This is a genomic window from Microbacterium sp. CFBP 13617, assembly GCF_014839445.1.
Classification (GTDB): domain Bacteria; phylum Actinomycetota; class Actinomycetes; order Actinomycetales; family Microbacteriaceae; genus Microbacterium.
The window spans coordinates 342,046-365,915 of record NZ_JACYNW010000002.1; the positions used below are offsets into that span (position 1 = coordinate 342,046).

Consider the following 23,870-nt stretch of genomic DNA (forward strand, 5'->3'; position numbering starts at 1 on the left):
GTGATCAACTCGACCTTGATCTTGTTACTCGCCATCACGACTCCCGTTCGCTCGATCCGGGAGGGCAGTCGCCCTTACCGTTGTGGGCGGCCAGCGCGTCGGACAGATCGCACCGCGGGCACCCGGTCAGGTGCGAATCACTCGATCCGGTCACCGCGACACGACCGTCAGCGGGAAGCGATCCGCGTTCTCCTGGTGCTCGTCGGCCCACGAGATGTACCAACCCTCAGGGCCGTCAGGCGGCGAGGTGACGACCGCCCACACGTGCTGAACGTCCTTCGCCGCGTACGCCAGGTCGGGATCGTCGTATCCGCCCATCTCCCGGTCGTAGTCGTTCACGACGGCCGCGTAGGTCTCGGGGTCGATGTGGCCGTGCGCGAAGACGTACGACGCGCTCTCGTCCTCCACGATGGGCACGTCGCGGTAGCTGTAGCCGGAGCCGAGGGCGAATTCCTCGGCGGTCAGCGGTTCGTAGATCATCTCGTCAGACATCGGTCGTGCTCCTGTTCGTGTGGTCCTGTGCGCTCGATCCGGTGCGCTCCCGCTCCTGCTGCCACCAGGTATTCCAGTCGAATGCCCTGTCGCGGTGGTCGGGGCAGAAGTCCTGCAGGACGACACGGTAATCGGGGCCCATGCGGTGCACGGTGTTGACCCAGCCCGCCTGACTCGTCAGCGATCGCGCGGTGGTCAGACCGACTCCGCTCGTGATCGATGCCGAGCAATCGAAGTCGTCGCACGACACCTTGACGCGCTGCTCGACGCTCATGCCCACCCCGATGTGAGGCCCCAGAGCACGGCGACGAACGCGATGATCACGACGAGCACGAGGCCGACGAATAGTCCCCGCGCCGCGGCGACCGCGGGCCCGGACGTGATGCCGCGCGGTTCGGCCCACAGGGCGATAGCGAAGACGGCCACGACGACGGTGACCGCGATGACGCCGCAGGCGATGAGCAGTGCGAGGGGCGCGCTCACGGTCGCCCCCACACGCTCAGCAGGGTGTCCCATCGGCGGAGCGAGCGGTACGCCCGACGCTCCGCCGACGACTTGGACGCCGACAGCGGCACCCAGCGGTCCGCGGCCGCATCCCTCCGACGGATCAACCAGCGTTCGATCATGATGTCCTCCTCAGCAGTGCGCCCCGCTCTCGAGGCGACTTCCCTCCCCAGATGCCACTGGGCTCTTTCGTTCTCAGCGCGTACGCCAGACACTCCGGCTGCACCGGGCACGAGCGGCAGATGCGCTTCGCGTCGACCGTCGAGTCGCCCCGCTCCGGGAAGAACGCCTCCGGGTCCATCTCCGCGCAGGCAGCCTCCGCCACCCACGGCTCGGGCGTCAGCATCCCGCCGTCGGACCATGCGCGCCGCGGCTGCCCCTCGGTGGCGAACATCAGCGGGGCCCCGCCGCCAGGTCGGCGCGGCGCGCGGCCTCGCAGTCGGAGCACGAGACCGCGCCCCACTCCGAGGTCGACTTCGCGGGTGTCGTCTTGCGGCCGCAGTAGCCTCGCCCCGTGTCCTTCACGCGGACGCACACCCGCGCGTTGTCCGCCGTCGACGAGAACGCCACGGTGTGCGCGCGCCGATCCTGCGCGATCGGCCCCGCGCTCACGCGTCGCCCCCGGGGCGGTGGTGGCACACCTGGCACGAGCGGAGCAGCACGGGACCGTCGGGGCCTTCCTCCCAGTCGACGGTCACGCCGGCCTCGCCGCAGAGCTCGCACACGGCAGGGCGGGCGCGGCGGACGGTGCCGGTGTCGAGGCGGGTCCGCGCGCGGCGGATAAGGCGGAACAGCTCACCCTCCTTCTCGGCGAGGTCGGGCCAGCTCAGGATGTGCTCGACCCACGCCGCCATCCACTCGTTCGCAGCGAAAGCCCACTGACGCGCGAGGTCCGGTTCGTCCGGGAGCGACGGCGGCAGCGCGGGCGCCTCCACGCCGAGTCGGGATGCTGCGACCGAGAGGTAGGCGCGGAGGGCCTGCCAGACCGCGGCCGCGTTGCGGGACTCCGGGCCGTCGACGACCGGCATGTTGTCGATGAACCCTCCGCCCGAGACACGCTCGCGGAGCTGCGCTGCTCGAAGACGCTGCGGCGCCATGGCGACGGTTCCGACGGCCTGGACGACGTTGGGAAGCTGGTCGACGTGCCAGAGGTACTGCTCGACCCACTGGCGGTATCCGGCTTCCGGGTCGATCGCGTCGAGGGGGATGGTCATGCGTTTCCTCGCTTCGCTGGCGCGATCTCACAGTGGAGTTTGAACAGCTCCGCGTTGCGTCGGATGTGCTGGAAGTCGGCGCGCCACGCCGCGGCCTGAGCGGGGTTCGCCGCCACGGCCAGCCGGATCGTGTTCGGGTGCACGCCGAGGTCTTCCGCGATCCACGTCGCGGGCATGCCCTCGGCGCGGAGTGCTTCGATTCGGGCGCGGTCGGCGTCCGTCAGGTGGCGGCTCATGCTGCGAGCGCCAAGGTCGAGCGGACGTCGTAGCCGAGGGACTCAACGCACGCGGCGATGATGTCGCGGGCGGCGTTCGGCGTGACCGCGTTCCCCGCCATGCGAACCTGCTCGCGCTTATTACCGAGCAGCACGTACCCCGAAGCGAAGGCCATGCCGCGCTTGATCTCGTCGGGCTCGAGCATGCGGAACTCGGCGTCGTAGACGAGCTGCCAGATCTCGTCGTCGGTCAGCGTCGTCTCAACGACAGGCGGGTGCTCGGTGTCGATGAGCGACTGGTGCCCGCCGGTCGTGAGCGTACGCAGCGGCTCCGCGGCCGCCGTGGTCTGCCAGCCGGACTCGGCCGGGCCACCGTTGTTCCGCATGACGAGTGCGTGGTGGTTGCCGGATGCCGCGACGGTGTCGATCGGCTCGGCGGCGGTCTTGGCGGTGCCGTGGTTCCGGAGCGGGACGACGAGCGACTGCGACACGGTGCCCGCGACGACCGTCTTCATCGGGTCCGATGTCGGCGCCGCGGTGCCGTGGGTGCGCAGTGGCACGAGCAGACCCGTCTCGTTCCTCGTCGACTGCGTGCGCATGGGCCCGGATGCCAGACGTGCGGTCTTGCCGTCGCGACCTTCCATCGGAATCAGCAGCGAGTGGACGCCGGACGCCGTGAGCGCGCCAATCGGCTCGGTGACCGGCTTCGACATCTGGCCTTGATCGCCGCGGGCCGTCATGTTGCGCATGATGAGCGGTGGGGCCGCGAGGAACTGCGACCCGGCCGCCGTGATGGCGCCGATGGGCTCCTCGACGGCGCGCGCGGGCGTCGTATTCCCCTCCCCACGGACGATGAGGCCCTTCGACGACGTCGTGTGCAGGGTGCGGAGCGGCTCGTCGGCGGGCCAGGCGCGGTAGTAGGCGTCCGGGTCGAGGTGCTGCGGGTGCCGCGGGCTCGTGGCGTCGTACGTGTTCCCGGCGGCCTCGATGACCATCGGCTGCGCCCAGTGGCGGCGCACGCCGTGGAAGGTGCGGAGCATGGTCTTCTCCGCGAGCTCGTCCATGCCGCGCGTCTTGCGGTCGCCGATGCGGATGCCACGCTTCGACCAGTCGATGATCGTGTCAGCTCCGGCGACGGCGGGGAACACCTCGGTATTGCAGGCGACGTTGGGGCAGCGCAGCGTGTACTGCGCGCCGTAGGTCTTCATGGGCGACCCCTTCGGCTTCAGCACCTGGGCCGAGCGGATCAGGCCGTGCTCGGGGCAGATGGCCTCGGGGCGGATCCAGCCGTCGAAGTCGGGGCGGCGGTTCCCGGCCTTCCAGAAGACGATGTAGACGCGGTCGCGGGACTGCGGCGCGGCGGGACCGGCGCCGGCGGCGTGCATGCTGTTGAGCCAGATGACCTCGTGGAGGTAGCCGAGGTCGTGCATGCTGCGGAGCCACGCGCCCCACTGGACGCCCTTGACGACGCGGGGCACGTTCTCGACGATGACGATCTCGTATCCGTGGTGCGCGGTGAAGCGGGGCACGTCCCACATGCCCATGCGGGAGCGGTCGGCGGCCTCGTTCGGGACGCTGTCGCCGAAGAAGTCCCACGCGAGCTGCCCGTCGGGGAGCTTCTCGCCGCGCGCCTGCGACCAGTAGGTGCACTCGGGTGAGAACCAGCCGATGGTGGTGCGCGGGTAGCGGGCGGGGTCGGCCTTGTTGATGTCGGCCTTGTCGTGGTCGGTGTCGGGGTGGTTGGTGTTGTGCGTGGCGATCGCCAGGTCCCAGTGGTTGACGGCCATGGCGACGCGGACGCCGACGGCGACGGCGCCCGTCGACGATCCGCCGGCTCCGCAGTAGTAGTCCGACATGGTGACGTCGCTGGTGCCGATGCGCGGGGTCATGCTGCAGTCCATTCCTGGTCGAGCAGGTCGAACAGGGTCGGGACGCCCTGCTCGCGGTCGTGGCGCTCGAGGTAGACGAGCGAGTCGGCGACGGATGCCGGGTTCAGCTCGGACCCGTAGCCGCGGCGGCCCTGGCGCACGGCTTCGAGCACGGTCGACCCGAGCCCGCTGAACGGGTCGTAGACCAGGTCGCCTGGGTTCGAGTACGTGCGGATCAGACGCCGTGGGATGTCGAGCGGGAACGGGCAGATGTGGTTCTCGACGGCGCGGCGCTTCTGCTCCCCGTTGAGGGTTTCGATGCGGAGGATGTCGTGCCAGACGTTCGGCGCCGGCGAGCCGGGCACGAGCGCGGCGAAGGTTCCGGGCAGCGCGTTGACGGCCAGCATCCGCTCGGCGAGGGCGACGTGCTGCTCGTGGTCATAGACCGACCGGAGCGACTGCTCGGTGAAGAGCTTCGTGCGCGCGCCGGGCGACAGCGCGGCGATCTCGTCGAGGGTGAGCAGACGGTCGCCGGATACACGCCAGTCCGCGGCCGCGTCGATCTGCCACCGGCCGACGGAGTACTGCGCGCGTTCCTTGACGACGCGGACGTCGCCCCAGCCCTTCGAGCGGTCGCTCTGCGGCTTGTGGAACAGCAGCACGTACTCGGGTGAGCCGACGCCCATCGGCGTGTGGTCCTTCAGCATCTTCGAGTACGCCAGCCGGTAGGTCTGGTTGTTCTCGCGGACGACGTCGGTGGTGACGGTGATGGCGCCGTAGTAGTCGAACCCGTGCTGGCGGTAGTGCGCGATCGCTTCGGCGTGCAGCTCGCTGACGGTGTAGACGCCGGCGCCGGTGACGGAGCCGAAGAGCTGTCGGTCCTTGACGTGCACGGCGAGGATCCGGCCGGGCATGAGCGCGCGGTAGAGCGACGGGGTGAGGTAGTCCATCTGCCACCAGAAGTGGGCGTTGTCGTCGGTGTGGCCGAAGTCGGCGTAGTTCGGGGAGTACTCGTAGTGGTTGCCGAACGGGATGCTGGTGACCATCAGGCCGACGGATTCCGCCTCGAGGTGGTCGCGGGCTTCGACGACGGAGTCGTTCAGCGCGATCGTCCAGTCGTTGCCGGTGTGCGCCTGGCGCTCGACGCCCATCGCGCGGGTGAGCTCGGCGGAGATCGCGGATGCCGACAGGCCAAATTCGCGGAGGACGTCGGACATGGTGTCGGTGAGGCGATCGTCCTCGACCCACTTCGTCTCGAGCACGGCGCGCACCTCCGACTCGGTCTCGGCGTAGATCAGGTGCACGTCGCACTCCTGGATCTGGCCGAAGCGGTGGATGCGGTGCACGGCCTGGACGACCTGCTCGTACTTGTGCGTGATGCCGACGAACACGGCGGTGCTGCACTGCTGCAGGTTGAGTCCGCGGCCGAGCTGCACGGGCTTGCCGATGAGCGCGTACGTCTCCCCCGCCAGCCATGCGCCGAGCTGCTGCTCGATCTGGTCATCGGTGAGGCCCCCGTGCACGGACGAGTAAGTGAGGCCCTCGTCGGCGAGCGCCCGCTCGAGCGCTGTCTGCTCGTCGTTCAGGTCGCACCAGAGCAGGATCTGACCCGGCAGGGGTCGCCCGAAGTGCTCGCGCACGATCGTCATTGCCCGGGCGACGCGGGCGTCGAGGGTGCGGCGCTTCTCGCGCGCGGCGTCCACGAGCGACATCGCGCCGCCGCGGACGAGCACGCCCTGCCCGTCGCGGTCGACCTGATCGGAGAGGATGCCGACCTGCACCTCGTCCCAGTGCACACGCAACTCGGGGAGCGCGTAGCCGGCGTCGGAGTAGCCGAGGTCGGACGGCCGCTGCAGGAAGCATGCCCAGGTGTTGAGCCACAGCCAGAACTCGCGCTTCTTGTGCGGGTAGAGGGTGAGGTTCCCGGCCTTGGACGAGTCGCGCTGGAAGAACCGGGTGAGGGCGGCGCCGGTGTCCATGATGCCGAGGAACCCGGCGTAGTGGATCAGCTCCTTGTGCCGGTTCGGTGACGGGGTGGCGGTGGCTACGAACCGGAACGGGGTGTCGGCGAAGAGGACGAGGAACCGCTGGTAGGTCTCGGATCCGAACGAGCGGAGTACTGCGGCCTCGTCGAGGGAGACGGCGGTGAACAGGTCGACGTCGAGCTTCCCGTCGCGGACCGACTCGTAGTTCGTGACGTATAGGCCCGACCAGGTGGGGTCGACCTCGGCGGTGGTGCGGACGAAGCGCACCTCGACGTCGAGCAGGTCGCGGCCGTCGCGCACGATGTCGAAGCGGACACCGAGCGGCGCAACGATGAGGCCGCGGCGCACGAGCCGCCCGAACGCGTCAGGGGTGCCGTGATCTGTGGCGTGCTCGACGATCAGGCGGAGTACTTCGAGCTGCATGACCGACTTGCCGAGCCCGTAGCGGGCGAAGATCGCGCGCCGGCCGCCCTCGACGGCCCAGTGGACGACCGCGGCCTGGTGCGGCTGGTAAAGCGGGTGCTCGGGCTGGAAGATCGGCGACAGCGCGTCGTCGGGCACGGTGAAGCCGTACGACCGGTCGAAGCGGACCTTCTCGCGGAGGAAGCCGTCGTAGTCGAGGGAGCCGTCGTTTCCGGTGTCGAGCTTGAGGAGGGTGTTCATGTCTGCTCCACGGGGTGGTCGGATCGCCACAGGTCGATGACCTCGCGGATCTCGGTGGGGAGGAAACCGGGCACGGCCTTGTCGCCGTACTCGGTGATGGGCGCGGATGCCAGGCCGATGCTGCGGAAGTACTTCAGGTCGTCGGCGGCATCCGGCGCAGTGAGGTCGCGCTCGACGAACGGGACCTTGGCGGTGGTGAGTGCGGCCTTCACTGCGGTGCACGGCCCGCAGATGGGCTTGGTCCAGACGGTGACCACCTTCGCGGCGACGCTCACAGCAGACCCGCTTCTCGCAGCTTCGCCTCGGCGAGCGACACTCGCTGGAACGTCGCGTCGTCTCCGCCGTGGTCGGGGTGTGCCTTCCGCTGCGCGCTTCGGAGCAGCACCTTGGGCGTCACGGTGGCGGCGCCAGGCACGTTCGGATGGAAGCTCGCGAGGAAGCGCAGAGCCTCGTTTGCGTCAGCGAACCCAGCCGGTGCCGCGGTCGCTTCGAGTGCGAGGAACCCGCGGTACTGCTCACCGCGTTTCGTCACGCCGTAGCGGTCGACCTTCCGAAGAGCTTCGAGCGCGAGCGCCACGGCCCGCAGGTTCGATTCCCACGTCGTGAACGTGTCGCACGGGTACGACACCGTGCCCACCTCCGGGATCTCGAAGGTGAGGATCACGCCGGGGTGCGCAGCCTTGGCGTTCGCGTAAGGGCGGCCGTCGATGCGGAACTGCGCAGCGTCGATCGCCACCAGCAGCTCGACGTTCTTCGCGCCGAGCTCCCTCAACTCCCGATCGAGATCCCGAAGGGTCTGCCCAAGCGGTACGGGGGTGCCAGGGACTCTTCTCCCGTCGACGTACTTGGGTGGGCGATTGAACGGGGACGAAGTGCGCGAGGTGCTCAGCTTCCCCGGCCATTCCCGGATCGGGCCGACCTCCATCGTCGAGGGCCAGTCGCTCATGACTGCACCGGCCAATCGATATCGAAGCCGTGCGTCGCCGTGGCGTCCACCCGCGCGACGTCGTCCACCGCGCGCGCCTCGTTCGCCGTGGCCGCGGTCAAGCGCAACTCGTCCGCGAGCTCCCCCGCCTGGGCGGGCGTCAGCGAGATCGTCGCCTGATCGCCCGTCAGCGGGTCCGTCGTCGTCAGCTCGACGTCGTAGTCGTCGCCGACCTCGACCTTCGCGAGCGTGACCGTGATGTCGGTCTCGATGCTCATGACTGCTCCCATCCGAGGGCGGCGCGCACGTCAGCGCGACGCTGGTTCTTCTCGTCGACCGCGGTCTGCGTGACCGGGTTCGTGTACGTCTTCGGGTCGTGCTTCAGCACCGCCGCGGGGAGGGCAAGAGCGTTGAGCTGGTTACTGAGACGGATCTGCGCGGTGAGATCGTCGAGCGCCTCGACCTGTGTACGGCGCGGCTTCGCGGCGGCCATCAGAACGGCTCCCCCGAGTTCGTCGGGGTGTTCCATCCGCCGCCGGCGGGGGCCTGCTGCTGCGCGGCCTCGCGGACCACGGTGCCGACGCTGGTCGCGCGGACCACGGTCTTGCGGACCTGCTTGCCTTCGCGGTTCTCGTACGACGCGTCGCGCTCTTCCCCGAGAACGATCACGAGCGTCCCGCGTGCGAGCTGCGCGAGAGCGTTCGGCGCAACCCACGACTCGACGTCGTGCCAGATCGTGAACTCGTCCTCCCAGTCGTTCTTCTCGCGGCTGAAGCGACGCTTCGTCTCCGCGACGCTGAACGTCGCGACGTGCTTGCCTCCGGCGGCCCGGACCTCGGGGACTCCCCCGAGACGGCCGACGATCGTCTTCACTGCCATGTGCTTGCTCCTCCGTTGTCGTCGACGAGCGTCGACGGTGACCATGCGCGCGACACCACGCGGGAGAAAGTGCCCTCCCACTGCAGCGACATGCGCCCTTGCTGCCCCTGCCGGTTCTTGGCGATGTCCAGGTCGAGCCGGGACGGGGAATTCTGTTCGTCGCGGTGCAGCAGGATCACTGCGTCCGCGTCCTGCTCGATGGCGCCCGACTCGCGCAGATCCGCGAGCGTCGGACGGTTCGACTTGCGCGTCGTGGACCCGCGGTTGAGCTGCGACAGCGCGATGACGGGCACGCCGAGCGACTGCGCCAGCAGCTTCAGCGCGCGGGAGAACCCGGCGACTTCGATCTGGCGGGACTCGACCCGCTCCCCTGACGTGAGCAACTGCAGGTAGTCGACGACGACGCCGGCGAGACGCTGCCCCTTCGGTGCTCGGCGGGCGACGGACCGGGCGAACGCGCGGACCTGGGTGATCGTCGAGACCTCGTCGGACGTCGACACGAACAGCGGCGTGTCCGCGATCTGCGAGCGCACCATCGCGAGGTTCTGCCACGACGTCTTGGACACCTCGTGGTTCACGAGGGAGTGCAGCGACACCTGGGCGAGCTGCGCGACCCAGCGCGACATGATGTCGTCCTTCGACATCTCCAGCGAGCAGAACGCGACGGGCCCCTCCTTCGCGAGACGCAGCGCCATCTGAAGGCCGAGGATCGACTTGCCCTGGCCGGGGCGCGCGCCGACGACGTACAGGCCGCCCGCGCGGAGGCCGCCGAGGTGGTTGTTGACCTCCCACCACGGGGTGGGCACGTACTTCGGTTTCTCATCCAGGCCCTGGACGTAGGACGCGAGGTAGTCACCGAACTGTCGGACGTCGACCGCGGCGTTGGCGCCGATCGCGTCGACCTTCTCGCGCGACAGCTCGACCGCTTCGAGCGCACCGATGCCCGTATCGGAGGCGATGTGCGCGATGTTCGTGCCGACCTCGAGCAGGCGCCGGCGGATGGCGTGCTGGTGCACGATGTCGCCGTAGTAGCCGCCGTTCGCGGCCGTGGTGACCTGCGACGTCAGCTCGTGCACGTACGCGGCGTCCAGGGTGCCCTTCACGTCACCTGCGCGGAGCAGGTCGTCCACGACGGCGACGACGTCGGTCGGCGCGTTCGAGTCGTGCAGGCGCCGGATCGCGGCGAACACCGTCTCGTGCTTCGGGTCGTACATGTCGCCCGGCTCGACCACCGAGAGCACGTCGTCGAGCACGGCCGTCGACAGCATCGCCGCGCCGAGTACTGCGCGCTCCGCCGCAAGGTCGTAGGGCACCGACACCTCACTCATCGCCCACCCCCGCGCCGAGCTCACGCAGAATGCGCGTCGGACGCTCACCCGCCGCGAGACGCGCCTGGAACCGTTCGGCGTCCACGCCGTGCGCGCGGAGCCACTCGGGGCCGTCTGCGAGGCGCACAGCGACATCCGGGGCCATGTCGTCGGTAATGGCGCGCACGTCGGACGGCATGATCATCTGCGCGCTGGCGCGGTAGTGGATCCGCAGAGCGTCGATCGCCGGGCCGAGGTGCACGTCGCCGAGCACCAGCGACCACTCGATCGACATCTGCGCGAGATCCTCGGGCGCGCGACGGAACCGGCCGTCGAGCAGCGCCGCCTTCGTCAGCAGCACGTTCGCTTCCTGAGCGTTCATGCGCTGACCGCCAGACGGTCGTGCTCAGCGATCAGCTCGGCGGCGCGGCGCCCAGCATCGACTGCGCCCAAGCGCTCAGCTCGAGGCTGCGGCAGCTCGTCGTTCCACCCCTCGCGGTTGATCCACGTGGCCGGATGCGGGATGAACTGCGTCTCGGGACGACCGGGGTTGTCGCGGTAGGCGACGGCCGCCGAAAGCACGACCTCACCCGAGACCTTCGCCAGCGCGCGGTCCCACGCCCGACGAGCATCCGGCTTCGCGACCTTCCGCGGCCACACCGCCCAGAACTCGTCGAACGACACCGCCGCCACCAGCTCGATCGCACCTTCTGAGAGATGGTCTTCTTCCAGATGGTCTTCTAGAGGACTGGTGTTCTTATAGGCTGCGGATTTTCCGCTAGCGGTTGACCCGTCAGCGGGTGACCCGTCAGCGGACAATCCGTCAGCGGTGCCACCGTGGGCGGATAATCCGTCACCGGTCGCCGGATCGTGCAGCTCGTACTCGACTTCCTCGAACCGGCCACGATCACCGCGACCCTGAGCCACCACCAGGTAGCCGTGGTTCTTCAGCTCGACCAGGCCCGACTTGATCGCGTCGCGACCCTCGACGCCGGCCTCTTGCAGGCCCGAGATAGACACGCGCCAGCCGACGCGGTGCGACATGATCTCGACCAGCAGCCCGCGCGCCTTCCGCGACAGCTTCTTGTCGCGCGCCCAGGCGTTCGGGACCTGAGTGAACTGCCCCTCGAACTCGAGGTGCGTACGCCTCACGCCCATGACTTCTCCACTTCTTTCGCCAGGCCGCTCTCGTCGAGCAGCCACCAAGTTCTGTCGTTCCTCTGCACCCGCACCCGCGGCGGGTCGAACTCCTCGCCGCGACCGAGACGCGAGATCAGCACCCCGCGCTCGAGCGCGACGTCCCGGTTCTTCTCGGCGTCGCCGTGGCATCCGGTCGTCCCGGATCCGCAGAGCGTCAGCGCGTTCGCGGGGGACGCGAACACCTCGGCCCCGCGGCCCTTCACACCGCCCGCGCCGCGCGGCTTCCGGTGGTGCATCGACCACCCCTCGCCGCGGTCCTCGAACCGGAGATGCCGACGGCACAGGAAGCACGCCTCTCCGTCCCGCTCGAAGAACACCTGGCGCACCGTGGCGTCCGTGAACTCACCCGCGACCATCAGGAACCCCCGCCGAAGCCCTGCGCGGTAGCCCGGTCGACGGCGCGCGAGTCGGCGCGGTCCGTGCGGTGGTTATCGAGCGCCGCGTCGAGCGCGTCCAGGAACTTCCGCATCGCGCGCTCACGCTGCTCCGCCACCAGGTACGTCAGCTTCAGCTCGTACAGCTCGGCCTCGGCCATGTGCTCAGCAAGCCCGAGCGTGACCTTGCGGCCCTCCGCGATCGCCGTCTCAGTGATCTCCACGACCCGCCGCGACCGCGTGCCCTCGTAGTCGCCCTTCGCTTCGCCGTACACCTTCCCGGCGTCACGCAGCTCCCACACGAAGTCGAAACGCAGCGCCACAATTCGCTGCCCGTACGTCGCCCCAGGACCGAGGTCCGTGATCGTCGCAGCCAGCTTCTGGTGCAGGGCGTCCGTGGCGTCGACTTCGAGGCCGATGATGGCGCGCAAGGTCGCGGCCACGACGGGGTGGATGTCGTTCACGCTGCCGTCGCCCCCAAGATCACGTGCACGCGCTCCGTGGAGCGGAACTCGTGCACGACCTCGGCGCCACCGTCGGTGCGGGTGCCGATGTAGACCGAGCCGGGACGGCCGTGCTCGCGCTTCGTGATCACGGTCGCCTCGCCGTGCACGACGCGCACACGATCGCCGATGCGCAGCAGACGAGCCTCGACGGGCCCCGGGATCAGCCCGGCCAGCACGCGACCGTCCGTATGCGCCTGCCCCCACTCGACGCCCGCGCGGAACGCGTCTGCCTCAGCGAGACGCTGCTTCTCGGTGTCGGTGCCGAAGTTGATCGGCGTCCGCAGGTAGTCGCGCACACCATCCTCGACGGGCGCGGTCAGGGCGCTCACGCGGGCACCTCCGCGGTGGGCCACGCCGCGACCTTGTGCTCGTCGGCAACCTGGGCATGAATATCGTGCAGGCTGCCGGATGCTGCGGTCTGCTCGGTGGGCGCCCACGCATCGGCGTCGGCCGTGCCGAGCTCAGCCCTCCGCGCCTTCATCGCGTCGACGAAAGCTGCAACACCGTGGATGCCGAGTGACGCCGCGTGCGCCTCGATCTCGTCCAGCTTCGCGGCGTCCGCTGCCTTGCCGATGGCGGTGACCGCGGCCTTCACCTTGTCAACGCCGGTCGTGCGTGGCGCTTCAGTTCCGGAGCGGTCGGCGACGACCGTTGCGTGGGCTCGGTCTCCCGTACCGTCTGCAATGCCGAGGTCGTTCCACAGCTTCTCGACCGTGAAATTCGGGTACTGGCGCGGCCCCTCGAGCATCATCCGGATCGACTTCAGCTTCGTGATGAGGAACTGTCCCCGCTCCCGCATCTCGATCACGCCGGCTGCATCGAAGACGAGCGACTTATGCGCCTGGACCTTCCAGTCCTTCGCGCCCGTCGGCTGGCCGTTTTCCATCACGGCGACCGGGTCGAGGCGCGCGGTGAGAATGGCCGGTCCCTGGTGCAGACGGAGCGCGTTCATCACGTCGTTCCACTGATCCGCCGCGAGGTTCCACAGATCCATCGAGATCGTGAAGTCACCGTTCGGGTTCCGGCGGCCCTTCGCGCGCTTGTTCGCGATCGCCTGCACGTTGTCCTGGATCAGCGTCCACAGCCGCGACATCGAGTCAACGACGATTAGCGTCGGCAGGTCGCCCGTGGGCTCTTCCACGGCCGCCGTGATCGCCGCCAAGATGCCTGGGTACGTGCCGTCGTGCACGACGATGTCGAACTCGACGCCTGGGATCAGGCTGTACTCGTCCGGGTCGTCTTCTCCGATGCCGATGTACAGCACCCGGCCCACGAGCGGCGACGTCGACGCCGACAGCGCCGCGAACGTCTTACCAGCTCCCTCTCGACCCGCCAGCAGCAGAATCGGCCACGACGGGCGCCCCGTCGGCTTGCGCGTAGTCAGCGCCATGTCAGTTCCCTTCCTCGAATTCGTGCGTGCACGTAGGGCAGAGCCCCTGCTTGTCGATGAGGACCTCCACGCGACAGCGCGGACAGTCCGCCCAGAACGTGGGGTCGGCGGCCAAGAGCGGCCAGTAGACGGACCCGGCCTCCTTGCGCAGCTCAGCGAGCAACTCCCCGGTCGTGAGGTCGTCGATCGCCTGCTGGGTGTTGAGCACCCACTGCACCGCCGCCCACCAGCCGGCGCGGTAGCCCTGCTTCGCGGAGACGCCCAGACGCTCGTCACCCCAGCCGGACCACCACGCCGACTCCTGCTGCGCCTCCGCCAGACCGTGGTCGTCGCGGATCCTGTTCATGTCCGCGACGACGGGCGCAGCGGACGCCGTCGCGCACATCACGCTTCCCTCGTCCAGAAGTCGACGTCGTTGGCGGGGCTGATGTCGCCCATCAGCCGTCCACCTCAGCGATCTCGAGCGCGTCCTGGCCGGTGCGCTTCTTGTACGCCGAATCGCGGAGCTTGATCGCCGCCGACGACGACTTCTCGTCCCACAGAGGCTCGAGGTGCTTCATCGCGACGACGGGCCACTCCTCCCCTGCGCGGCGCTTCTCCATCACCTCGTCGACGGAGAACGTGACGACGGCGACGATCTGGTCGCCGGGCGCCATCTCGATGAGCCGGTCCTCGACGCCGTAGAGGCCGTTGGCCTGCTCGGCGGGGACGCCGCGCTTGAACGCGGTGGGCTTGATCTCGGTCATGCTGCTGTTCCTTCCTCGACGACGGGAGCCGTCTCACTGACCGACGGCACGAGGACCGTGACGCCGGAGATCGGGGTGATGGTCACGTGCACGCCGGGGGCGACGCCGTAGACCTTGGAGGTGTGCGCCTCGACGACGCGCGAGTCATCCGGCCAGACGTTCCCGGCCTGCGTGATGCCGTCGAACACGGCGCGCAGGAGCTTGTCCAGGTCGGGCGGGACCGCGGGCAGGTCCCGCTTCACCGACGGGGGCTTCGGCAGCACGAACGCCGCGTCGACCCGGCAGGGCCCCTCCACGACGCCGCGGAACGCAAAGACACTGAACGCGACGCGGGCGACCTGGTCACGCCACGGGTGCAGCAGGGCCTTGTTGTCGTCAACGATCTGCACCAAGGACGAGTTCTTCCGCGAGAAGCCCTTCTTCGAACCCTGCGGGATCGGGATGCCAGCGACGAAGAACGACGTCGGGGTCATGCGATCACCACCAGCGCGACAATCAGCTCGACGACGACGAGCAGGGCGAGGACCGTGGCGACGATGACGAGCGCGCGGGGCGCCGCTCGCTCGGTCGAGTACTCGAACGGCACGTGGATCACGGCGGCGACGCGGCGGGCACGGTACGGGCGGCGGCGAAGCGACTTCGGGGCGCGCAAAAGAGGACGGTTCAACGGGTGCTCCTGAGAGAAGTGAGGGTGGGTGGGAGGGCCGCCGGGGATGCCATCGGCGACCGTCGCCGGCATCAGAGAGGGGGCAGACACCCCCGGCGGAAGATCAGGGGGTGAGCGGGATGTGCGGGCAGTGGGCGCACCAGCAGCCGTCGCACGCGGAGTGACGGCCGTCGTGGCAGTCGAACGAGATGTAGAGGGCGAGGCCCTCGACGATGTAGACCACGAGCAGCGCGAGCCCGATGATGCAGGCGACGATGAACGCGAGCAGCGGCGAGACGGACATGAGCAGGATCAGTGCGTAGAGGGTGGCGATGAACACGACGAGGGCGCCCACGGGGTGCTTGGCGATGGCAGTCACAGCGACACCACCCGGTAGACCTCGTCGAACTGGCTCCGCACGTACGGGGTGCCGCAGGTCGCGCAGAGGAACGCGTTCTGCTCGATCCGCATGCGTGCCATGCGGAGGTGTCGATCGCAGACGAGGTAGGACGCGCCACAGCACCTGACGACGAGGCTGGCGACGGCAGCGGCGTCGCCCCTGTTGCAGACGGCCTCGTCGTCGGACTCGATGAGGGCGCTGAGGTCAGCCTCAGGCTCTGCGTTCGATGGCCGGGTATCGAGCACGCTCATGACTGCTCCCGGGTGGTCTGGCGCTTCGACTGCACCCACGCGCGGACATCCGCTTCGAGGTACACGACCTTCCGCGGGGTCGGACGCGAGTAGGCGGGACCGGTGCCGTTCGACCGCATGTCCTCGAGGTCACGGACGGTCAACACCGGGACGACCTCGCACACCTGCGCGGGAGACAACCACACCGGCACCTCGGCGGAGGGCTTAGCCGATCGGATCGGCGTGACGGGAGCAACCGCGCTCACGATGCCACCGACACGGGCTCAGCAACCTCCGCCTGAACGGGCTCCGTCACCTCTCCGAACGCAAGCCCGAATGCCTGCATGATGCCGAGCACGGTACGAAGCGAAGGCTCGTCGCCCGCCTTGATGCGAGCCAGAGTGGCGCGCGTGATTCCGATGGTTCGAGCGAACGCGTCATCACTTCGGATACCCGCGTTCGACTTGAGTCGGTCGAGCAGATCAGGACGGATTCTCACCGTCGTACCAAGTGGTTCAGTCATGAAACGATGGAAACATGGCTAAGACAAATGGTCAACCCGACTGCACCAAATGGTTTGACACTGAGACTGTTGTGTCTCATGATTGAGACATGCCCACCCCCCATGAATGGCTCAAGGCCATCGGTGCTACTGAGTCCCTGCGTGAAACGGCAGAGCAAGCTGGCCTCAGCCACGCGACGCTTTCGCGGCAGATCACGGCGGGCCGTTTCCTGATCGAGACAGCGATCGCGCTCGCCCGTGCGTACGGCACTTCACCTGTGGCCGCGCTCGTGGCCAACGGGCACCTGACAGAACAAGAGGCCGGCTTGGACGGCATTCAGGTCGCGCTGGCCGCAGCGTCTGATGAGCAACTCGTTATCGAGGTCAGCAAGCGAATGGGCATCGAGGGCGCATCTACCCTCTTCGACGCTCCTGCTAGCCAGGCCGCCAAGGCCGCCGAGAACGTCGTGCGGGGACGATTCCCGAGCAATGTCGGTACCCCCGCTGATGATGAAAGCCTGGGCGAACCGTCCGTGAAGCAACCGCCCTCGCGGAAGCGCACCGCGGCTCGCAAGGGGACACGAAAGGCGGACCAGGCTCCGCACGCAGACTGAGGGGTCGGGTTTGAAGTACGTGTTGCGGTACGCCGCGAGATTGGGGATTACGGTTCACGCCGCGCACCTCGAGGATGGGGTCCTCGGGGAGTGGTACGAGGAAGAGCGCGAGATTTACGTCGATCTGAAGCTCACCCCGGACGAGACGGTCTTCACGATCGCGCACGAGCTGGGGCACGCGCACAACGGCGACCGGTGCGAGGGTGAGCCCGAGGTTGAGGAACGCGCAGACGTCTTCGCGGCGCAGCTGCTCATCGAGCCAGCACGGTACGCGCAACTCGAACGCGATGGCATCCATCGCCACGACATCGCCGAAGAGCTGGGCGTGGCACCTGAGGCACTCGATCTGTGGCTGCGCTCGAGCATGCTCAAGCTGCGAGGGATCACGTACGTGAAAGCCCGAATGGGTGTGGGCCAATGGTTGCACCGGGAGCAGAGCGCATGACGCCGCCCGCAACGCTGTGCGCCTCACCGGCGCCCGAACACAAGTCGAAGGGGTCGCGGTAGTGGCCGGGACGATAACGCCGTACGACACGGCGAAGGGGAAGCGCTACCGGGTCCGGTACCGCAAGCCTGACAAGCAGCAGACCGACAAGCGCGGCTTCCGCACGAAGCGCGAGGCCGAACTGTTCCTGGCCTCCGTCACCATGTCAAAAGCCACCGGGCAGTACGTCGACCCGACCGCGGGCCGCGTCACTGTGGCACACCTCGGCCCGACCTGGATCGAGAAGAAGGCAGGGCTCAAGCCGTCGTCATACCGGCCCCTCGAGATGTCCTGGCGCGTGTACGTCGAACCGAAGTGGGGCCGCGTCCCGGTCGCCGACGTGAAGGCATCCGACGTCGAGGCGTGGATCACGCAGCTCGGGAACGGCAAGGCCCCGGCAGAACGTCTCGGCAACCGGAAGAACGGCCGGGAGCTGTCAGCGTCCAGCGTGCTCCGCGCCGTGGGCGTGCTCGCCGGGATCCTGGACGACGCGAAGCGCGACGGCCGCATCCACAGCAACCCCGCGCGCGGCGCCGAGAACCTCCCGAAGAAGACCGGCAAAGCCCACCGCAGGTATCTCACGGATGCCGAGGTCATGAGCCTCGCGGGGGCGATCGCGGACCCGACCCGATCCACCCTCGTCGTCGTGCTGGCCTACACCGGCCTGCGCTGGAGCGAAGCGGTCGGACTCCGCGTCCGCGACCTCAACATGCTCCGCCGACGCCTAAACGTGCGGCGCCCCGTCGTCGAGCTCGACGGCATCTTCCACGAAGGCGAACCGAAGTCGTGGGAGCGCCGGACCGTCGCCTTCCCCGCGTTCCTCGACCACGCGCTCGCTGCGCTCTGCGTCGGTAAGGGCCCCGACGACACGGTCTTCACGGACGGGCCGAACTACCTCCGCCAGCCGCACACCTCGAAGTCGTGGTTCCTCACCGGGCTCAGGACCGCCGGCATCGAACGCCTCACACCTCACGACCTCCGGCACACCGCGGCATCCCTCGCCGTCTCGGCCGGCGCCAACGTCAAGGTGCTGCAGAGGATGCTCGGCCACAAGTCCGCGGCCATGACGCTCGACACCTATGCCGACCTGTTCGACGACGACCTCGACAACGTCGCGACGCTGCTCGATGCGCGCGCCACGGCCGCCGCGGATGTGGGCAAAGTGTGGGCAGGCATCGGCATCCGAGCGTCCTGAGGCAACAAAAAAAGCCCTCCGACCTGGCGTAACCAGTCGGAGGGCTTGAGTAGGGCGGGTGGGACTTGAACCCACGATCGTCGGGTTATGAGCCCGCTGCCTTGACCAGCTTGGCCACCGCCCCCAGCGACGACGAGCCTACCGGCATCCGTCGTCCGGCGAGAAAGCGGGGCCCGGTATGACGTGCCCGCTCGATCTGCTCAGCGCGGTGCCCTCAGGCGAGGAACCCAGCACCGCACCGCGTGCCGGTAGCGGGCGTACTCGTCGCCGAAGGTCGCGGCGAGGGAGGCTTCTTCGTGCGGGCGGATTGCGTAGTTCCACACGAGAGAGCCGGCGAGGGCGTAGGCGACGACCATCCACGAGGACAGCATCAGCCCGACGCCGACCCCCTGGGCGATACCGGCGACGGCCATCGGATTGCGGATGATCCGGTACGGCCCGACGACCACCAGACGGTTCGGCATCGCTGACGGCAGGGGCGTGCCGTCGCCCCGCGTCGTCAACGACGCGGCAGACCAGAGTCCGAGCGCACTGGCGGCCACCACGACGACCACGCCGGCCGCGACCGTGCCCTCCAGCGTCGGGACCGCCAAGCGCCATCGCTGTTCGAGCGCCGAGATGACGAGGGGCAGTACGACGAGGCAGACGCCCCAGAACACGACGATCTGAGCCGCCGTCGCTGCAATGTGCGCCCAGGGTGTGCGACGCGTGCGTGCCGGACGAAAGGCGAACGGTCCGATCAGAATCCACGTCGTGGGGATCCGCCCGAGAACGAGCAGGAACCACGCGCCCACCGACCCGGTGGATGCCGCGATCATGAGGACGACTCCCCCGCCCGCGTGAGTGGTGACGGTGGCGTAGACGAACAGGAGGACGGTCACGACGAGCGTCCACGTCGTCGCGATGCTGGCCGCCCACCGGGATCCTCGACTGGGTATCACCGCGGCGGCGGAGGAGGCGACCACGAAGAGCGGAACGTCGAGGGCCGCCACTGGAACGGGGTCGAGGCCGCCCAGCGTCGCCTGCCTCACGAGGGGGACGGTGAACACGCTCACCCACCAGGCGGCACCGCCAGCGGCTTGCAACGCGAAGTACGCCCGAGCCAAGGCCGTGGCCGGGGTGCGCACGTCGCCCGCACGGCCCGCCACGACAGTAGCCGCGGCCCGGCGAAGGCTCACCATCCCGCTCAGCGCACGCGCGGCTTGGCGGGCTTACCGTCGCCGGCGATCTGCGGGTGGTGCTTGGTGAGCTGGATGACACCCCACGTGGCGATCGCGCCGGCGATGACGAAGCCGATCAACGCCCACGCGGGGGCGGTCGACGCCTCGCCCAGCACCAGCAGGCCGATCAGCACGGCCACGATCGGGTCGATCACGGTGAGCCCGGCGATGACCAGGTCGGGCGGGCCGACCGAGTAGGCGGTCTGCACGAAGTAGGCGCCGACGGCGACGGCGGCGACCAGCGCGACGACGCAGAGAAGGGTGAGCCACTCGAAGTTGCCGGCCTGGATGCGACTGATGATGACCTTGGCGAGGGTGGCCACGAAGCCGTAGATGACGCCGGCGGCCATGATGTAGAACAGGGCCTGCGCGCGGCGGCGCACCAGCATCCAGAAGGCACCGAAGACCACGACGACCACGGCCAGGATGCCGAGGATGATCAGCAGCTCGCGCTCGGTGACCACGTGCTCGGTGGCGAAGAACGCCGCGATCGTCACGAAGATGAAGATGCCGCCGACGCACAGGGCGATCGCGATGAGTGACTGCCGGGTGGGCTTGTGGTGAGAGACCCGGGCGTTCAGCACCGTCGTGATGACGAGCGCGATCGCACCCAGCGGCTGCACCAGGATGAGCGGTGCGACCGAGAGCGCCCCGAGCTGGCAGACGATGGCGAGCGCGAGCATCACGGTGCCCGCGACCCACGACGGACGCGTCAGCAGCGAGGTGAGCTGCTTGCGCGAGAGGCCGCCGGTGGTCTTGCCCGAAAGGCGCTCCACCTTCTGCACGCCCCGGTGCTGGTACTGCGCTCCGAACGACATGAACACCGCGCCGAAAAGGGCGAGCGGGATGCCGAGAAGGATGCGCGGATCGCGGAAGATGCCGACGAGATCGTCGATACCGTCGGTCAGGGAGACATCGAGCGGGATCACCCCTCGACGATAACGGTCCGCCCGCTGGTTAGGCTGGAGACGTGGCCGTACTCCCGATTCGCATCATGGGCGATCCCGTCTTGCACGCCCCCGCTGCCCGCGTCGACGAGATCACCGACGAGGTGCGCACCCTCGTGGCCGACATGTTCGAGACCATGGACGCCGCCCCCGGTGTCGGGCTCGCGGCTCCGCAGGTGGGTGTGGGCCTGCGCATCTTCACCTACACGTACGAGGACGACGAGGGGCTCCCCTGGCGCGGCGTGGTCATCAACCCCGAGCTCTGGATCCGTCCGACTGAGCCGGGGTACCCCGATCCCGACGACGAGTCGGAGGGGTGCCTGTCGTTCCCCGGGGAGCGCTTCCCGCTGCGACGGTCCGAGGCCGCGCTGATGACGGGGACCGATCTCGACGGGCATTCGGTGCGCGTCGAGGTCACCGGGTGGCGCGCGCGCATCCTGCAGCACGAGTTCGATCACCTCGACGGCATCCTGTACGTCGACCGACTCGACGACGAAGACAGCCGGGTCGTCGCGAAGATCGCGAAGAAGCGCAAGTGGGGCAAGCCCGGCGTCTCGTGGATGCCGGGCGTCGACGATATCGACGCCTGAGCGATCCGGCCGGTCTCAGCCCTCGATGATGTTCGGGGCGAAGCGGCAGTAGTAGTCGGTGATGGGTCCGTCGGATTCGCGGATGCCGACCCCGTACGCCTCGTCGTCGACCACCCACGACCCGAGCACGGGGTGGTTGCTGCCGTGCGACCCGCGGAAGTCGGGCAGCTCGTGGTATTGCTGCCACACGCGCTCGCGCCCGGTGCCTTCGCGTCGGTATTCCTGACCGTTCGAGGCGACGCTGCCGTCGGCGCGGTGCACCCGGATGCCGTCGCCCTCGCGGCCGAAGACGGGTTTGACCACGAAGTCGGTCATGCCGTTCGGGCCGTCCGCGTAGGCGGGCAGCAGGTTCGGGTGCCCGGGGTACATCCGCCACAGCGCGACCAGCAGCAGCTTGTTCGAGAGGAACATCTTCCACGCCGGTTCGTACCAGCGGCCGAACAGTCCGCGTCCGGCGATGAGCAGGGCGCCGAATTCCTGGTCGCCGATGACCCGATCCTCACCCGAGACCAGGTCTTCCCACGGGTACAGCTTGAAGAGGTTGCGGATGACGGGGTACTGGGTGCCCGGGGTGTCGCCGGGCAGCGCGGCGATGCTGCGCGACGACCCCCACGCCTCGGGAACGCCGACGAACTGGCGCGCGCCGTGGTGCCAGCCGATGTCCTTCATCTCGATGCCGGTGTGCTCCCACCCCGCCTCGGCGGCGAGATCGCGCATGTAGGCGACGGTGTCCCAGTCCTCGCCGTAGATGTCGGCATCCGAGTGCGCGACGAACAGGCGACCGCCCTCGCCCTCGTTCAGAGAGCGGTGCAGCAGCGTGCGCCACCGGGCGACGAGCGCTTCGTGCAGGCCGTTCCACTGGTCGGTGTCGGCGGGGAGCGCACCGGTCCTGATGCGGTCCTGCAGCCAGAACCACTGCGTGAGCGAGGCCTCGATGAGTCCGGTGGGGGTGTCGGCGTTGTACTCGAGCATCTTGGCCGGGGTGCCGTCGCCGGCGTACGCCAGATCGAAGCGGGCGTACACGTCGGGTTCGTCCTGCTCGAGCGACCACTGCGCGAGCTCGAACGCTTTCGGGGTGAGCCCGAGCGAGCCGAGTTCTCCGGATGCCAGGTACCGGGCCGCCTCACGGCACATGCGGTGCAGCTCCTCGGTCTGCCGCTCCAGTTCCTCGACCTCGGCAAGGGTGAAGACGTAGGCCGCGCCGTCGTTCCAGTACTCGACCGCCGTGCCGTCGTCGCGCAGGGAGCGGGAGTAGATGAGGCCGGACTGCTTGATCGTGCGTTCCCAGTCGGGGCGCGGCTCGAGCTCGATGCGGCGCATCAGCCGCCGTGGCTTCCGTCGGACCCCGAGCCGCCGAACCCACCGCGCGAGACGCTCGCGCCGTCGCCCGAGATGCCCTTGGCCGCGGTCTTTCCGCCCGGCAGGGTGTCGACGCCGCCCGCGACGGGTTGGCCGACGGCCGGGACCGTGCGACTCCCCGACCCGAGGGGCAGGAAGTACCAGTGCGCGCCGCCGCCGTGGTTGTTGCAGTCGTCGTCGGGCAGGCGCTTCTCGGTCGCGTTGTCCTGACAGATCTGGGCGTAGTCCTCGGAGACGTTCGTCCCCTGCCCGCAGCCCGTGAGGGTGGCGGCCAGGGCGGCGACGACGCCGACGGACACGCTGCGTGAGGCGCGGCGGCGCGCGACGGGGGGCATCGGTTCTCCTGCGAGATCAGGCGGGGATCGGGGGTCACGCCGATGCTCTCACACGTACGGGCGGTGCAGGTCGAGATGCACGGGCCGCGCCCTCCGGCGTCGGTGGAGAAGCGCGTTCAGACCGCGAAGCTGTGCAGCTGCAGGTCGTCGCTGAGCATCTCGCTCGCCCGGCGGCCGCGCACGCTCGTGCCCTGATCGTCGAGGGGCGGACTGACGACCGCGGCTCCCAGACGCCCCGGCGCCGACAGCACGATCGCCCCCGACACGCTCGACTTCGCGGGCACGCCGACCGCGCGCATCCACCGCCCCGACCCGTCGTACACCCCGCAGGTCGCCATGACCGAGACGACGTCGCGGGCCACGCGTGCGGAGACGACGCGTTCACCGGTGCGGGGGTTCTCGCCGCCGAGCGCGAGGGTCGCGCCCATGACCGCGAGGGTCTCGGCATCGACGAGGGTTGCGCACGCGCGGGCGTACACGGCCACCGCGTCGTCGGCCGAGGGCTTCAGCGCGCCTTCGGCCCGCATGAGGTGGGCGAGGGCGTGGTTGCGGTCGCCGAGCAGATGCTCGTTGTGCGCGACCTGCTCGTCGACGAGCAGGTCGCGGCCGGCGAAGGCCGAGAGGCCCCGGGCGATCCGCGCGCTGCGCTCGTCGGGGCCGTCTCCCCCGACGAGCGAGGCCGTCAGCAGCGCCCCCGCGTTGACCATCGGGTTCGGCGGCCGACCGGTGCCGCTTTCGAGCTTGATCGCGTCGAAGGCCTCACCGGTGGGTTCGATGCCCACGAGATCGAGGGCTTCTCCGTCGGTGTCGACGAGGGCGAGCGCGAAGAGGAACGGTTTGACCGCCGACTGCACGCTGAACGGCACATCGGCCTGGGCGCTGGTGCGCACGGTGCCGTCGGGCAGCGCCAGGGCGAGAGCGCACAGGTCGGGATCGGCGTCGGCCAGCTGCGGGATGCTGTCGTCGACCGTGCCACCGCGCTCCGAGAGCAGGCGCGATCGGAGCGGGTCGAGGTCGAGGGAGCGGGGATCGGGGGGCGAGGTCACTCCCCCAGCCTGTCAGCCGAGCGAGCGCGCGGGG

General features: G+C 69.0%; 39 protein-coding genes and 1 tRNA gene. 4 read left to right on the forward strand and 36 right to left on the reverse strand.

Annotation, left to right across the window (positions count from 1 at the left end; translation table 11 throughout):
• Positions 1-150: 150 nt before the first annotated feature.
• From IFU40_RS06190 to IFU40_RS06335, 30 genes are all read right to left on the reverse strand, one after another.
• Positions 151-492, reverse strand: a complete 342-nt coding sequence (locus tag IFU40_RS06190) for a hypothetical protein (protein ID WP_191925757.1) — start codon at positions 490-492, stop codon at positions 151-153.
• On the reverse strand, positions 485-766 hold the full coding sequence (locus tag IFU40_RS06195) for a hypothetical protein (protein ID WP_191925758.1): 282 nt from the start codon (positions 764-766) through the stop codon (positions 485-487). Before IFU40_RS06195 ends, IFU40_RS06190 begins: the two co-directional genes overlap by 8 nt.
• Complete coding sequence (locus tag IFU40_RS06200) at positions 763-975, reverse strand: hypothetical protein (protein ID WP_191925759.1); 213 nt, start codon at positions 973-975, stop codon at positions 763-765. The genes IFU40_RS06195 and IFU40_RS06200 overlap by 4 nt, the downstream gene beginning before the upstream one ends.
• Positions 972-1,118 (reverse strand): hypothetical protein, encoded by a 147-nt coding sequence (locus IFU40_RS06205; protein ID WP_191925760.1) that lies wholly within the window; start codon positions 1,116-1,118, stop codon positions 972-974. The genes IFU40_RS06200 and IFU40_RS06205 overlap by 4 nt, the downstream gene beginning before the upstream one ends.
• Positions 1,115-1,390 carry a WhiB family transcriptional regulator gene (locus tag IFU40_RS06210; protein WP_446724820.1) on the reverse strand — a complete coding sequence of 92 codons (276 nt, stop codon included), beginning with the start codon at positions 1,388-1,390 and terminating at the stop codon, positions 1,115-1,117. Before IFU40_RS06210 ends, IFU40_RS06205 begins: the two co-directional genes overlap by 4 nt.
• Positions 1,390-1,608 carry a hypothetical protein gene (locus IFU40_RS06215; RefSeq protein WP_191925761.1) on the reverse strand — a complete coding sequence of 73 codons (219 nt, stop codon included), beginning with the start codon at positions 1,606-1,608 and terminating at the stop codon, positions 1,390-1,392. The genes IFU40_RS06210 and IFU40_RS06215 overlap by 1 nt, the downstream gene beginning before the upstream one ends.
• Positions 1,605-2,210 carry a hypothetical protein gene (locus IFU40_RS06220; RefSeq protein ID WP_191925762.1) on the reverse strand — a complete coding sequence of 202 codons (606 nt, stop codon included), beginning with the start codon at positions 2,208-2,210 and terminating at the stop codon, positions 1,605-1,607. The genes IFU40_RS06215 and IFU40_RS06220 overlap by 4 nt, the downstream gene beginning before the upstream one ends.
• Positions 2,207-2,446, reverse strand: coding sequence for a helix-turn-helix domain-containing protein (locus IFU40_RS06225; protein WP_191925763.1), 240 nt, complete (start codon positions 2,444-2,446; stop codon positions 2,207-2,209). Before IFU40_RS06225 ends, IFU40_RS06220 begins: the two co-directional genes overlap by 4 nt.
• Positions 2,443-4,314 carry a DNA cytosine methyltransferase gene (locus IFU40_RS06230; protein WP_191925764.1) on the reverse strand — a complete coding sequence of 624 codons (1,872 nt, stop codon included), beginning with the start codon at positions 4,312-4,314 and terminating at the stop codon, positions 2,443-2,445. Before IFU40_RS06230 ends, IFU40_RS06225 begins: the two co-directional genes overlap by 4 nt.
• Positions 4,311-6,941 (reverse strand): DNA methyltransferase, encoded by a 2,631-nt coding sequence (locus IFU40_RS06235; RefSeq protein WP_191925765.1) that lies wholly within the window; start codon positions 6,939-6,941, stop codon positions 4,311-4,313. Before IFU40_RS06235 ends, IFU40_RS06230 begins: the two co-directional genes overlap by 4 nt.
• Positions 6,938-7,216, reverse strand: a complete 279-nt coding sequence (locus tag IFU40_RS06240) for a glutaredoxin domain-containing protein (protein WP_191925766.1) — start codon at positions 7,214-7,216, stop codon at positions 6,938-6,940. The genes IFU40_RS06235 and IFU40_RS06240 overlap by 4 nt, the downstream gene beginning before the upstream one ends.
• Positions 7,213-7,713 (reverse strand): hypothetical protein, encoded by a 501-nt coding sequence (locus IFU40_RS06245; protein ID WP_191925767.1) that lies wholly within the window; start codon positions 7,711-7,713, stop codon positions 7,213-7,215. Before IFU40_RS06245 ends, IFU40_RS06240 begins: the two co-directional genes overlap by 4 nt.
• A 170-nt stretch (positions 7,714-7,883) precedes the next feature.
• A complete protein-coding gene (locus tag IFU40_RS06250; protein WP_191925768.1) occupies positions 7,884-8,144 on the reverse strand; it encodes a hypothetical protein in 261 nt (86 codons plus the stop codon).
• The gene (locus tag IFU40_RS06255) at positions 8,141-8,359 is read right to left on the reverse strand and encodes a hypothetical protein (RefSeq protein WP_191925769.1); all 219 of its coding nucleotides are present in this window, start codon (positions 8,357-8,359) and stop codon (positions 8,141-8,143) included. Before IFU40_RS06255 ends, IFU40_RS06250 begins: the two co-directional genes overlap by 4 nt.
• Positions 8,359-8,745, reverse strand: a complete 387-nt coding sequence (locus IFU40_RS06260; RefSeq protein WP_191925770.1) for a single-stranded DNA-binding protein — start codon at positions 8,743-8,745, stop codon at positions 8,359-8,361. The genes IFU40_RS06255 and IFU40_RS06260 overlap by 1 nt, the downstream gene beginning before the upstream one ends.
• Positions 8,736-10,073 (reverse strand): replicative DNA helicase, encoded by a 1,338-nt coding sequence (locus IFU40_RS06265; protein WP_191925771.1) that lies wholly within the window; start codon positions 10,071-10,073, stop codon positions 8,736-8,738. The genes IFU40_RS06260 and IFU40_RS06265 overlap by 10 nt, the downstream gene beginning before the upstream one ends.
• Positions 10,066-10,434 (reverse strand): hypothetical protein, encoded by a 369-nt coding sequence (locus IFU40_RS06270; RefSeq protein ID WP_191925772.1) that lies wholly within the window; start codon positions 10,432-10,434, stop codon positions 10,066-10,068. The genes IFU40_RS06265 and IFU40_RS06270 overlap by 8 nt, the downstream gene beginning before the upstream one ends.
• Positions 10,431-11,204: a hypothetical protein gene (locus tag IFU40_RS06275; RefSeq protein ID WP_191925773.1), complete on the reverse strand. Its 774-nt coding sequence runs from the start codon at positions 11,202-11,204 to the stop codon at positions 10,431-10,433. The genes IFU40_RS06270 and IFU40_RS06275 overlap by 4 nt, the downstream gene beginning before the upstream one ends.
• Positions 11,201-11,608, reverse strand: a complete 408-nt coding sequence (locus IFU40_RS06280; protein ID WP_191925774.1) for a hypothetical protein — start codon at positions 11,606-11,608, stop codon at positions 11,201-11,203. Before IFU40_RS06280 ends, IFU40_RS06275 begins: the two co-directional genes overlap by 4 nt.
• Positions 11,608-12,090, reverse strand: coding sequence for a hypothetical protein (locus IFU40_RS06285; protein WP_191925775.1), 483 nt, complete (start codon positions 12,088-12,090; stop codon positions 11,608-11,610). Before IFU40_RS06285 ends, IFU40_RS06280 begins: the two co-directional genes overlap by 1 nt.
• Positions 12,087-12,461, reverse strand: coding sequence for a hypothetical protein (locus tag IFU40_RS06290; RefSeq protein WP_191925776.1), 375 nt, complete (start codon positions 12,459-12,461; stop codon positions 12,087-12,089). The genes IFU40_RS06285 and IFU40_RS06290 overlap by 4 nt, the downstream gene beginning before the upstream one ends.
• Positions 12,458-13,522, reverse strand: coding sequence for a hypothetical protein (locus IFU40_RS06295; RefSeq protein ID WP_191925777.1), 1,065 nt, complete (start codon positions 13,520-13,522; stop codon positions 12,458-12,460). Before IFU40_RS06295 ends, IFU40_RS06290 begins: the two co-directional genes overlap by 4 nt.
• Position 13,523: 1 nt before the next feature.
• Complete coding sequence (locus IFU40_RS06300) at positions 13,524-13,868, reverse strand: hypothetical protein (RefSeq protein WP_191925778.1); 345 nt, start codon at positions 13,866-13,868, stop codon at positions 13,524-13,526.
• 91 nt (positions 13,869-13,959) lie between these two features.
• Positions 13,960-14,268: a hypothetical protein gene (locus IFU40_RS06305; protein WP_191925779.1), complete on the reverse strand. Its 309-nt coding sequence runs from the start codon at positions 14,266-14,268 to the stop codon at positions 13,960-13,962.
• Positions 14,265-14,741, reverse strand: coding sequence for a RusA family crossover junction endodeoxyribonuclease (locus IFU40_RS06310; protein WP_191925780.1), 477 nt, complete (start codon positions 14,739-14,741; stop codon positions 14,265-14,267). The genes IFU40_RS06305 and IFU40_RS06310 overlap by 4 nt, the downstream gene beginning before the upstream one ends.
• A complete protein-coding gene (locus IFU40_RS06315; protein ID WP_191925781.1) occupies positions 14,738-14,935 on the reverse strand; it encodes a hypothetical protein in 198 nt (65 codons plus the stop codon). Before IFU40_RS06315 ends, IFU40_RS06310 begins: the two co-directional genes overlap by 4 nt.
• 103 nt (positions 14,936-15,038) lie before the next feature.
• Entirely contained in the window at positions 15,039-15,293 is a 255-nt protein-coding gene (locus IFU40_RS06320; protein ID WP_191925782.1) for a hypothetical protein, read from the reverse strand.
• Positions 15,290-15,565 (reverse strand): hypothetical protein, encoded by a 276-nt coding sequence (locus IFU40_RS06325; RefSeq protein WP_191925783.1) that lies wholly within the window; start codon positions 15,563-15,565, stop codon positions 15,290-15,292. Before IFU40_RS06325 ends, IFU40_RS06320 begins: the two co-directional genes overlap by 4 nt.
• Positions 15,562-15,810 carry a helix-turn-helix transcriptional regulator gene (locus IFU40_RS06330; protein WP_191925784.1) on the reverse strand — a complete coding sequence of 83 codons (249 nt, stop codon included), beginning with the start codon at positions 15,808-15,810 and terminating at the stop codon, positions 15,562-15,564. The genes IFU40_RS06325 and IFU40_RS06330 overlap by 4 nt, the downstream gene beginning before the upstream one ends.
• Complete coding sequence (locus IFU40_RS06335; protein WP_191925785.1) at positions 15,807-16,067, reverse strand: helix-turn-helix domain-containing protein; 261 nt, start codon at positions 16,065-16,067, stop codon at positions 15,807-15,809. The genes IFU40_RS06330 and IFU40_RS06335 overlap by 4 nt, the downstream gene beginning before the upstream one ends.
• An 89-nt stretch (positions 16,068-16,156) precedes the next feature.
• On the opposite strand from IFU40_RS06335, the gene IFU40_RS06340 reads away from it, so the two are divergent.
• The 3 genes from IFU40_RS06340 to IFU40_RS06350 all read left to right on the forward strand — a co-directional run bounded on the left by IFU40_RS06340 (position 16,157) and on the right by IFU40_RS06350 (position 18,339).
• Entirely contained in the window at positions 16,157-16,660 is a 504-nt protein-coding gene (locus tag IFU40_RS06340; RefSeq protein WP_191925786.1) for a hypothetical protein, read from the forward strand.
• Between the two features lie 19 nt (positions 16,661-16,679).
• Entirely contained in the window at positions 16,680-17,105 is a 426-nt protein-coding gene (locus IFU40_RS06345; protein ID WP_342343503.1) for an ImmA/IrrE family metallo-endopeptidase, read from the forward strand.
• Between the two features lie 61 nt (positions 17,106-17,166).
• A complete protein-coding gene (locus IFU40_RS06350; RefSeq protein WP_191925788.1) occupies positions 17,167-18,339 on the forward strand; it encodes a tyrosine-type recombinase/integrase in 1,173 nt (390 codons plus the stop codon).
• 50 nt (positions 18,340-18,389) lie between these two features.
• Here the strand turns inward: IFU40_RS06350 and IFU40_RS06355 are convergent.
• The 3 genes from IFU40_RS06355 to IFU40_RS06365 form a co-directional block, all read right to left on the reverse strand.
• Positions 18,390-18,463, reverse strand: a tRNA-Ile gene (locus tag IFU40_RS06355).
• Between the two features lie 76 nt (positions 18,464-18,539).
• Positions 18,540-19,520, reverse strand: a complete 981-nt coding sequence (locus IFU40_RS06360; RefSeq protein WP_191925789.1) for a methyltransferase family protein — start codon at positions 19,518-19,520, stop codon at positions 18,540-18,542.
• A 5-nt stretch (positions 19,521-19,525) separates the two neighbouring features.
• Entirely contained in the window at positions 19,526-20,488 is a 963-nt protein-coding gene (locus tag IFU40_RS06365; protein ID WP_191925790.1) for a DMT family transporter, read from the reverse strand.
• A gap of 41 nt (positions 20,489-20,529) precedes the next feature.
• On the opposite strand from IFU40_RS06365, the gene def reads away from it, so the two are divergent.
• Positions 20,530-21,096: a peptide deformylase gene (gene def, locus IFU40_RS06370; RefSeq protein WP_082509726.1), complete on the forward strand. Its 567-nt coding sequence runs from the start codon at positions 20,530-20,532 to the stop codon at positions 21,094-21,096.
• A gap of 15 nt (positions 21,097-21,111) precedes the next feature.
• Here def and IFU40_RS06375 read toward each other — a convergent pair whose 3' ends face one another.
• The 3 genes from IFU40_RS06375 to glsA all read right to left on the reverse strand — a co-directional run bounded on the left by IFU40_RS06375 (position 21,112) and on the right by glsA (position 23,836).
• Positions 21,112-22,416 carry a glutathionylspermidine synthase family protein gene (locus tag IFU40_RS06375; protein WP_055940380.1) on the reverse strand — a complete coding sequence of 435 codons (1,305 nt, stop codon included), beginning with the start codon at positions 22,414-22,416 and terminating at the stop codon, positions 21,112-21,114.
• Positions 22,416-22,790 carry a tRNA-dihydrouridine synthase gene (locus IFU40_RS06380; protein WP_191925791.1) on the reverse strand — a complete coding sequence of 125 codons (375 nt, stop codon included), beginning with the start codon at positions 22,788-22,790 and terminating at the stop codon, positions 22,416-22,418. The genes IFU40_RS06375 and IFU40_RS06380 overlap by 1 nt, the downstream gene beginning before the upstream one ends.
• Positions 22,791-22,906: 116 nt before the next feature.
• Positions 22,907-23,836 carry a glutaminase A gene (glsA, locus tag IFU40_RS06385; RefSeq protein WP_191925792.1) on the reverse strand — a complete coding sequence of 310 codons (930 nt, stop codon included), beginning with the start codon at positions 23,834-23,836 and terminating at the stop codon, positions 22,907-22,909.
• Between the last annotated feature and the right edge of the window lie 34 nt (positions 23,837-23,870).

What these genes read in the sequence shown, in the direction of transcription:
- IFU40_RS06360 (WP_191925789.1), bottom strand. Translation starts at nt 19,520, where the DNA reads ATGGTGAGCCTTCGCCGGGCCGCGGCTACTGTCGTGGCGGGCCGTGCG.
- IFU40_RS06225 (WP_191925763.1), bottom strand. Translation starts at nt 2,446, where the DNA reads ATGAGCCGCCACCTGACGGACGCCGACCGCGCCCGAATCGAAGCACTC.
- IFU40_RS06230 (WP_191925764.1), bottom strand. Translation starts at nt 4,314, where the DNA reads ATGACCCCGCGCATCGGCACCAGCGACGTCACCATGTCGGACTACTAC.
- IFU40_RS06270 (WP_191925772.1), bottom strand. Translation starts at nt 10,434, where the DNA reads ATGAACGCTCAGGAAGCGAACGTGCTGCTGACGAAGGCGGCGCTGCTC.
- IFU40_RS06255 (WP_191925769.1), bottom strand. Translation starts at nt 8,359, where the DNA reads ATGGCCGCCGCGAAGCCGCGCCGTACACAGGTCGAGGCGCTCGACGAT.
- IFU40_RS06220 (WP_191925762.1), bottom strand. Translation starts at nt 2,210, where the DNA reads ATGACCATCCCCCTCGACGCGATCGACCCGGAAGCCGGATACCGCCAG.
- IFU40_RS06380 (WP_191925791.1), bottom strand. Translation starts at nt 22,790, where the DNA reads ATGCCCCCCGTCGCGCGCCGCCGCGCCTCACGCAGCGTGTCCGTCGGC.
- IFU40_RS06340 (WP_191925786.1), top strand. Translation starts at nt 16,157, where the DNA reads ATGCCCACCCCCCATGAATGGCTCAAGGCCATCGGTGCTACTGAGTCC.
- IFU40_RS06300 (WP_191925778.1), bottom strand. Translation starts at nt 13,868, where the DNA reads ATGAACAGGATCCGCGACGACCACGGTCTGGCGGAGGCGCAGCAGGAG.
- IFU40_RS06325 (WP_191925783.1), bottom strand. Translation starts at nt 15,565, where the DNA reads ATGAGCGTGCTCGATACCCGGCCATCGAACGCAGAGCCTGAGGCTGAC.
- IFU40_RS06305 (WP_191925779.1), bottom strand. Translation starts at nt 14,268, where the DNA reads ATGACCGAGATCAAGCCCACCGCGTTCAAGCGCGGCGTCCCCGCCGAG.
- IFU40_RS06190 (WP_191925757.1), bottom strand. Translation starts at nt 492, where the DNA reads ATGTCTGACGAGATGATCTACGAACCGCTGACCGCCGAGGAATTCGCC.
- IFU40_RS06375 (WP_055940380.1), bottom strand. Translation starts at nt 22,416, where the DNA reads ATGCGCCGCATCGAGCTCGAGCCGCGCCCCGACTGGGAACGCACGATC.
- IFU40_RS06195 (WP_191925758.1), bottom strand. Translation starts at nt 766, where the DNA reads ATGAGCGTCGAGCAGCGCGTCAAGGTGTCGTGCGACGACTTCGATTGC.
- IFU40_RS06210 (WP_446724820.1), bottom strand. Translation starts at nt 1,390, where the DNA reads ATGTTCGCCACCGAGGGGCAGCCGCGGCGCGCATGGTCCGACGGCGGG.
- IFU40_RS06205 (WP_191925760.1), bottom strand. Translation starts at nt 1,118, where the DNA reads ATGATCGAACGCTGGTTGATCCGTCGGAGGGATGCGGCCGCGGACCGC.
- IFU40_RS06310 (WP_191925780.1), bottom strand. Translation starts at nt 14,741, where the DNA reads ATGACCCCGACGTCGTTCTTCGTCGCTGGCATCCCGATCCCGCAGGGT.
- IFU40_RS06250 (WP_191925768.1), bottom strand. Translation starts at nt 8,144, where the DNA reads ATGAGCATCGAGACCGACATCACGGTCACGCTCGCGAAGGTCGAGGTC.
- IFU40_RS06335 (WP_191925785.1), bottom strand. Translation starts at nt 16,067, where the DNA reads ATGACTGAACCACTTGGTACGACGGTGAGAATCCGTCCTGATCTGCTC.
- IFU40_RS06260 (WP_191925770.1), bottom strand. Translation starts at nt 8,745, where the DNA reads ATGGCAGTGAAGACGATCGTCGGCCGTCTCGGGGGAGTCCCCGAGGTC.
- IFU40_RS06235 (WP_191925765.1), bottom strand. Translation starts at nt 6,941, where the DNA reads ATGAACACCCTCCTCAAGCTCGACACCGGAAACGACGGCTCCCTCGAC.
- IFU40_RS06280 (WP_191925774.1), bottom strand. Translation starts at nt 11,608, where the DNA reads ATGGTCGCGGGTGAGTTCACGGACGCCACGGTGCGCCAGGTGTTCTTC.
- IFU40_RS06265 (WP_191925771.1), bottom strand. Translation starts at nt 10,073, where the DNA reads ATGAGTGAGGTGTCGGTGCCCTACGACCTTGCGGCGGAGCGCGCAGTA.
- IFU40_RS06295 (WP_191925777.1), bottom strand. Translation starts at nt 13,522, where the DNA reads ATGGCGCTGACTACGCGCAAGCCGACGGGGCGCCCGTCGTGGCCGATT.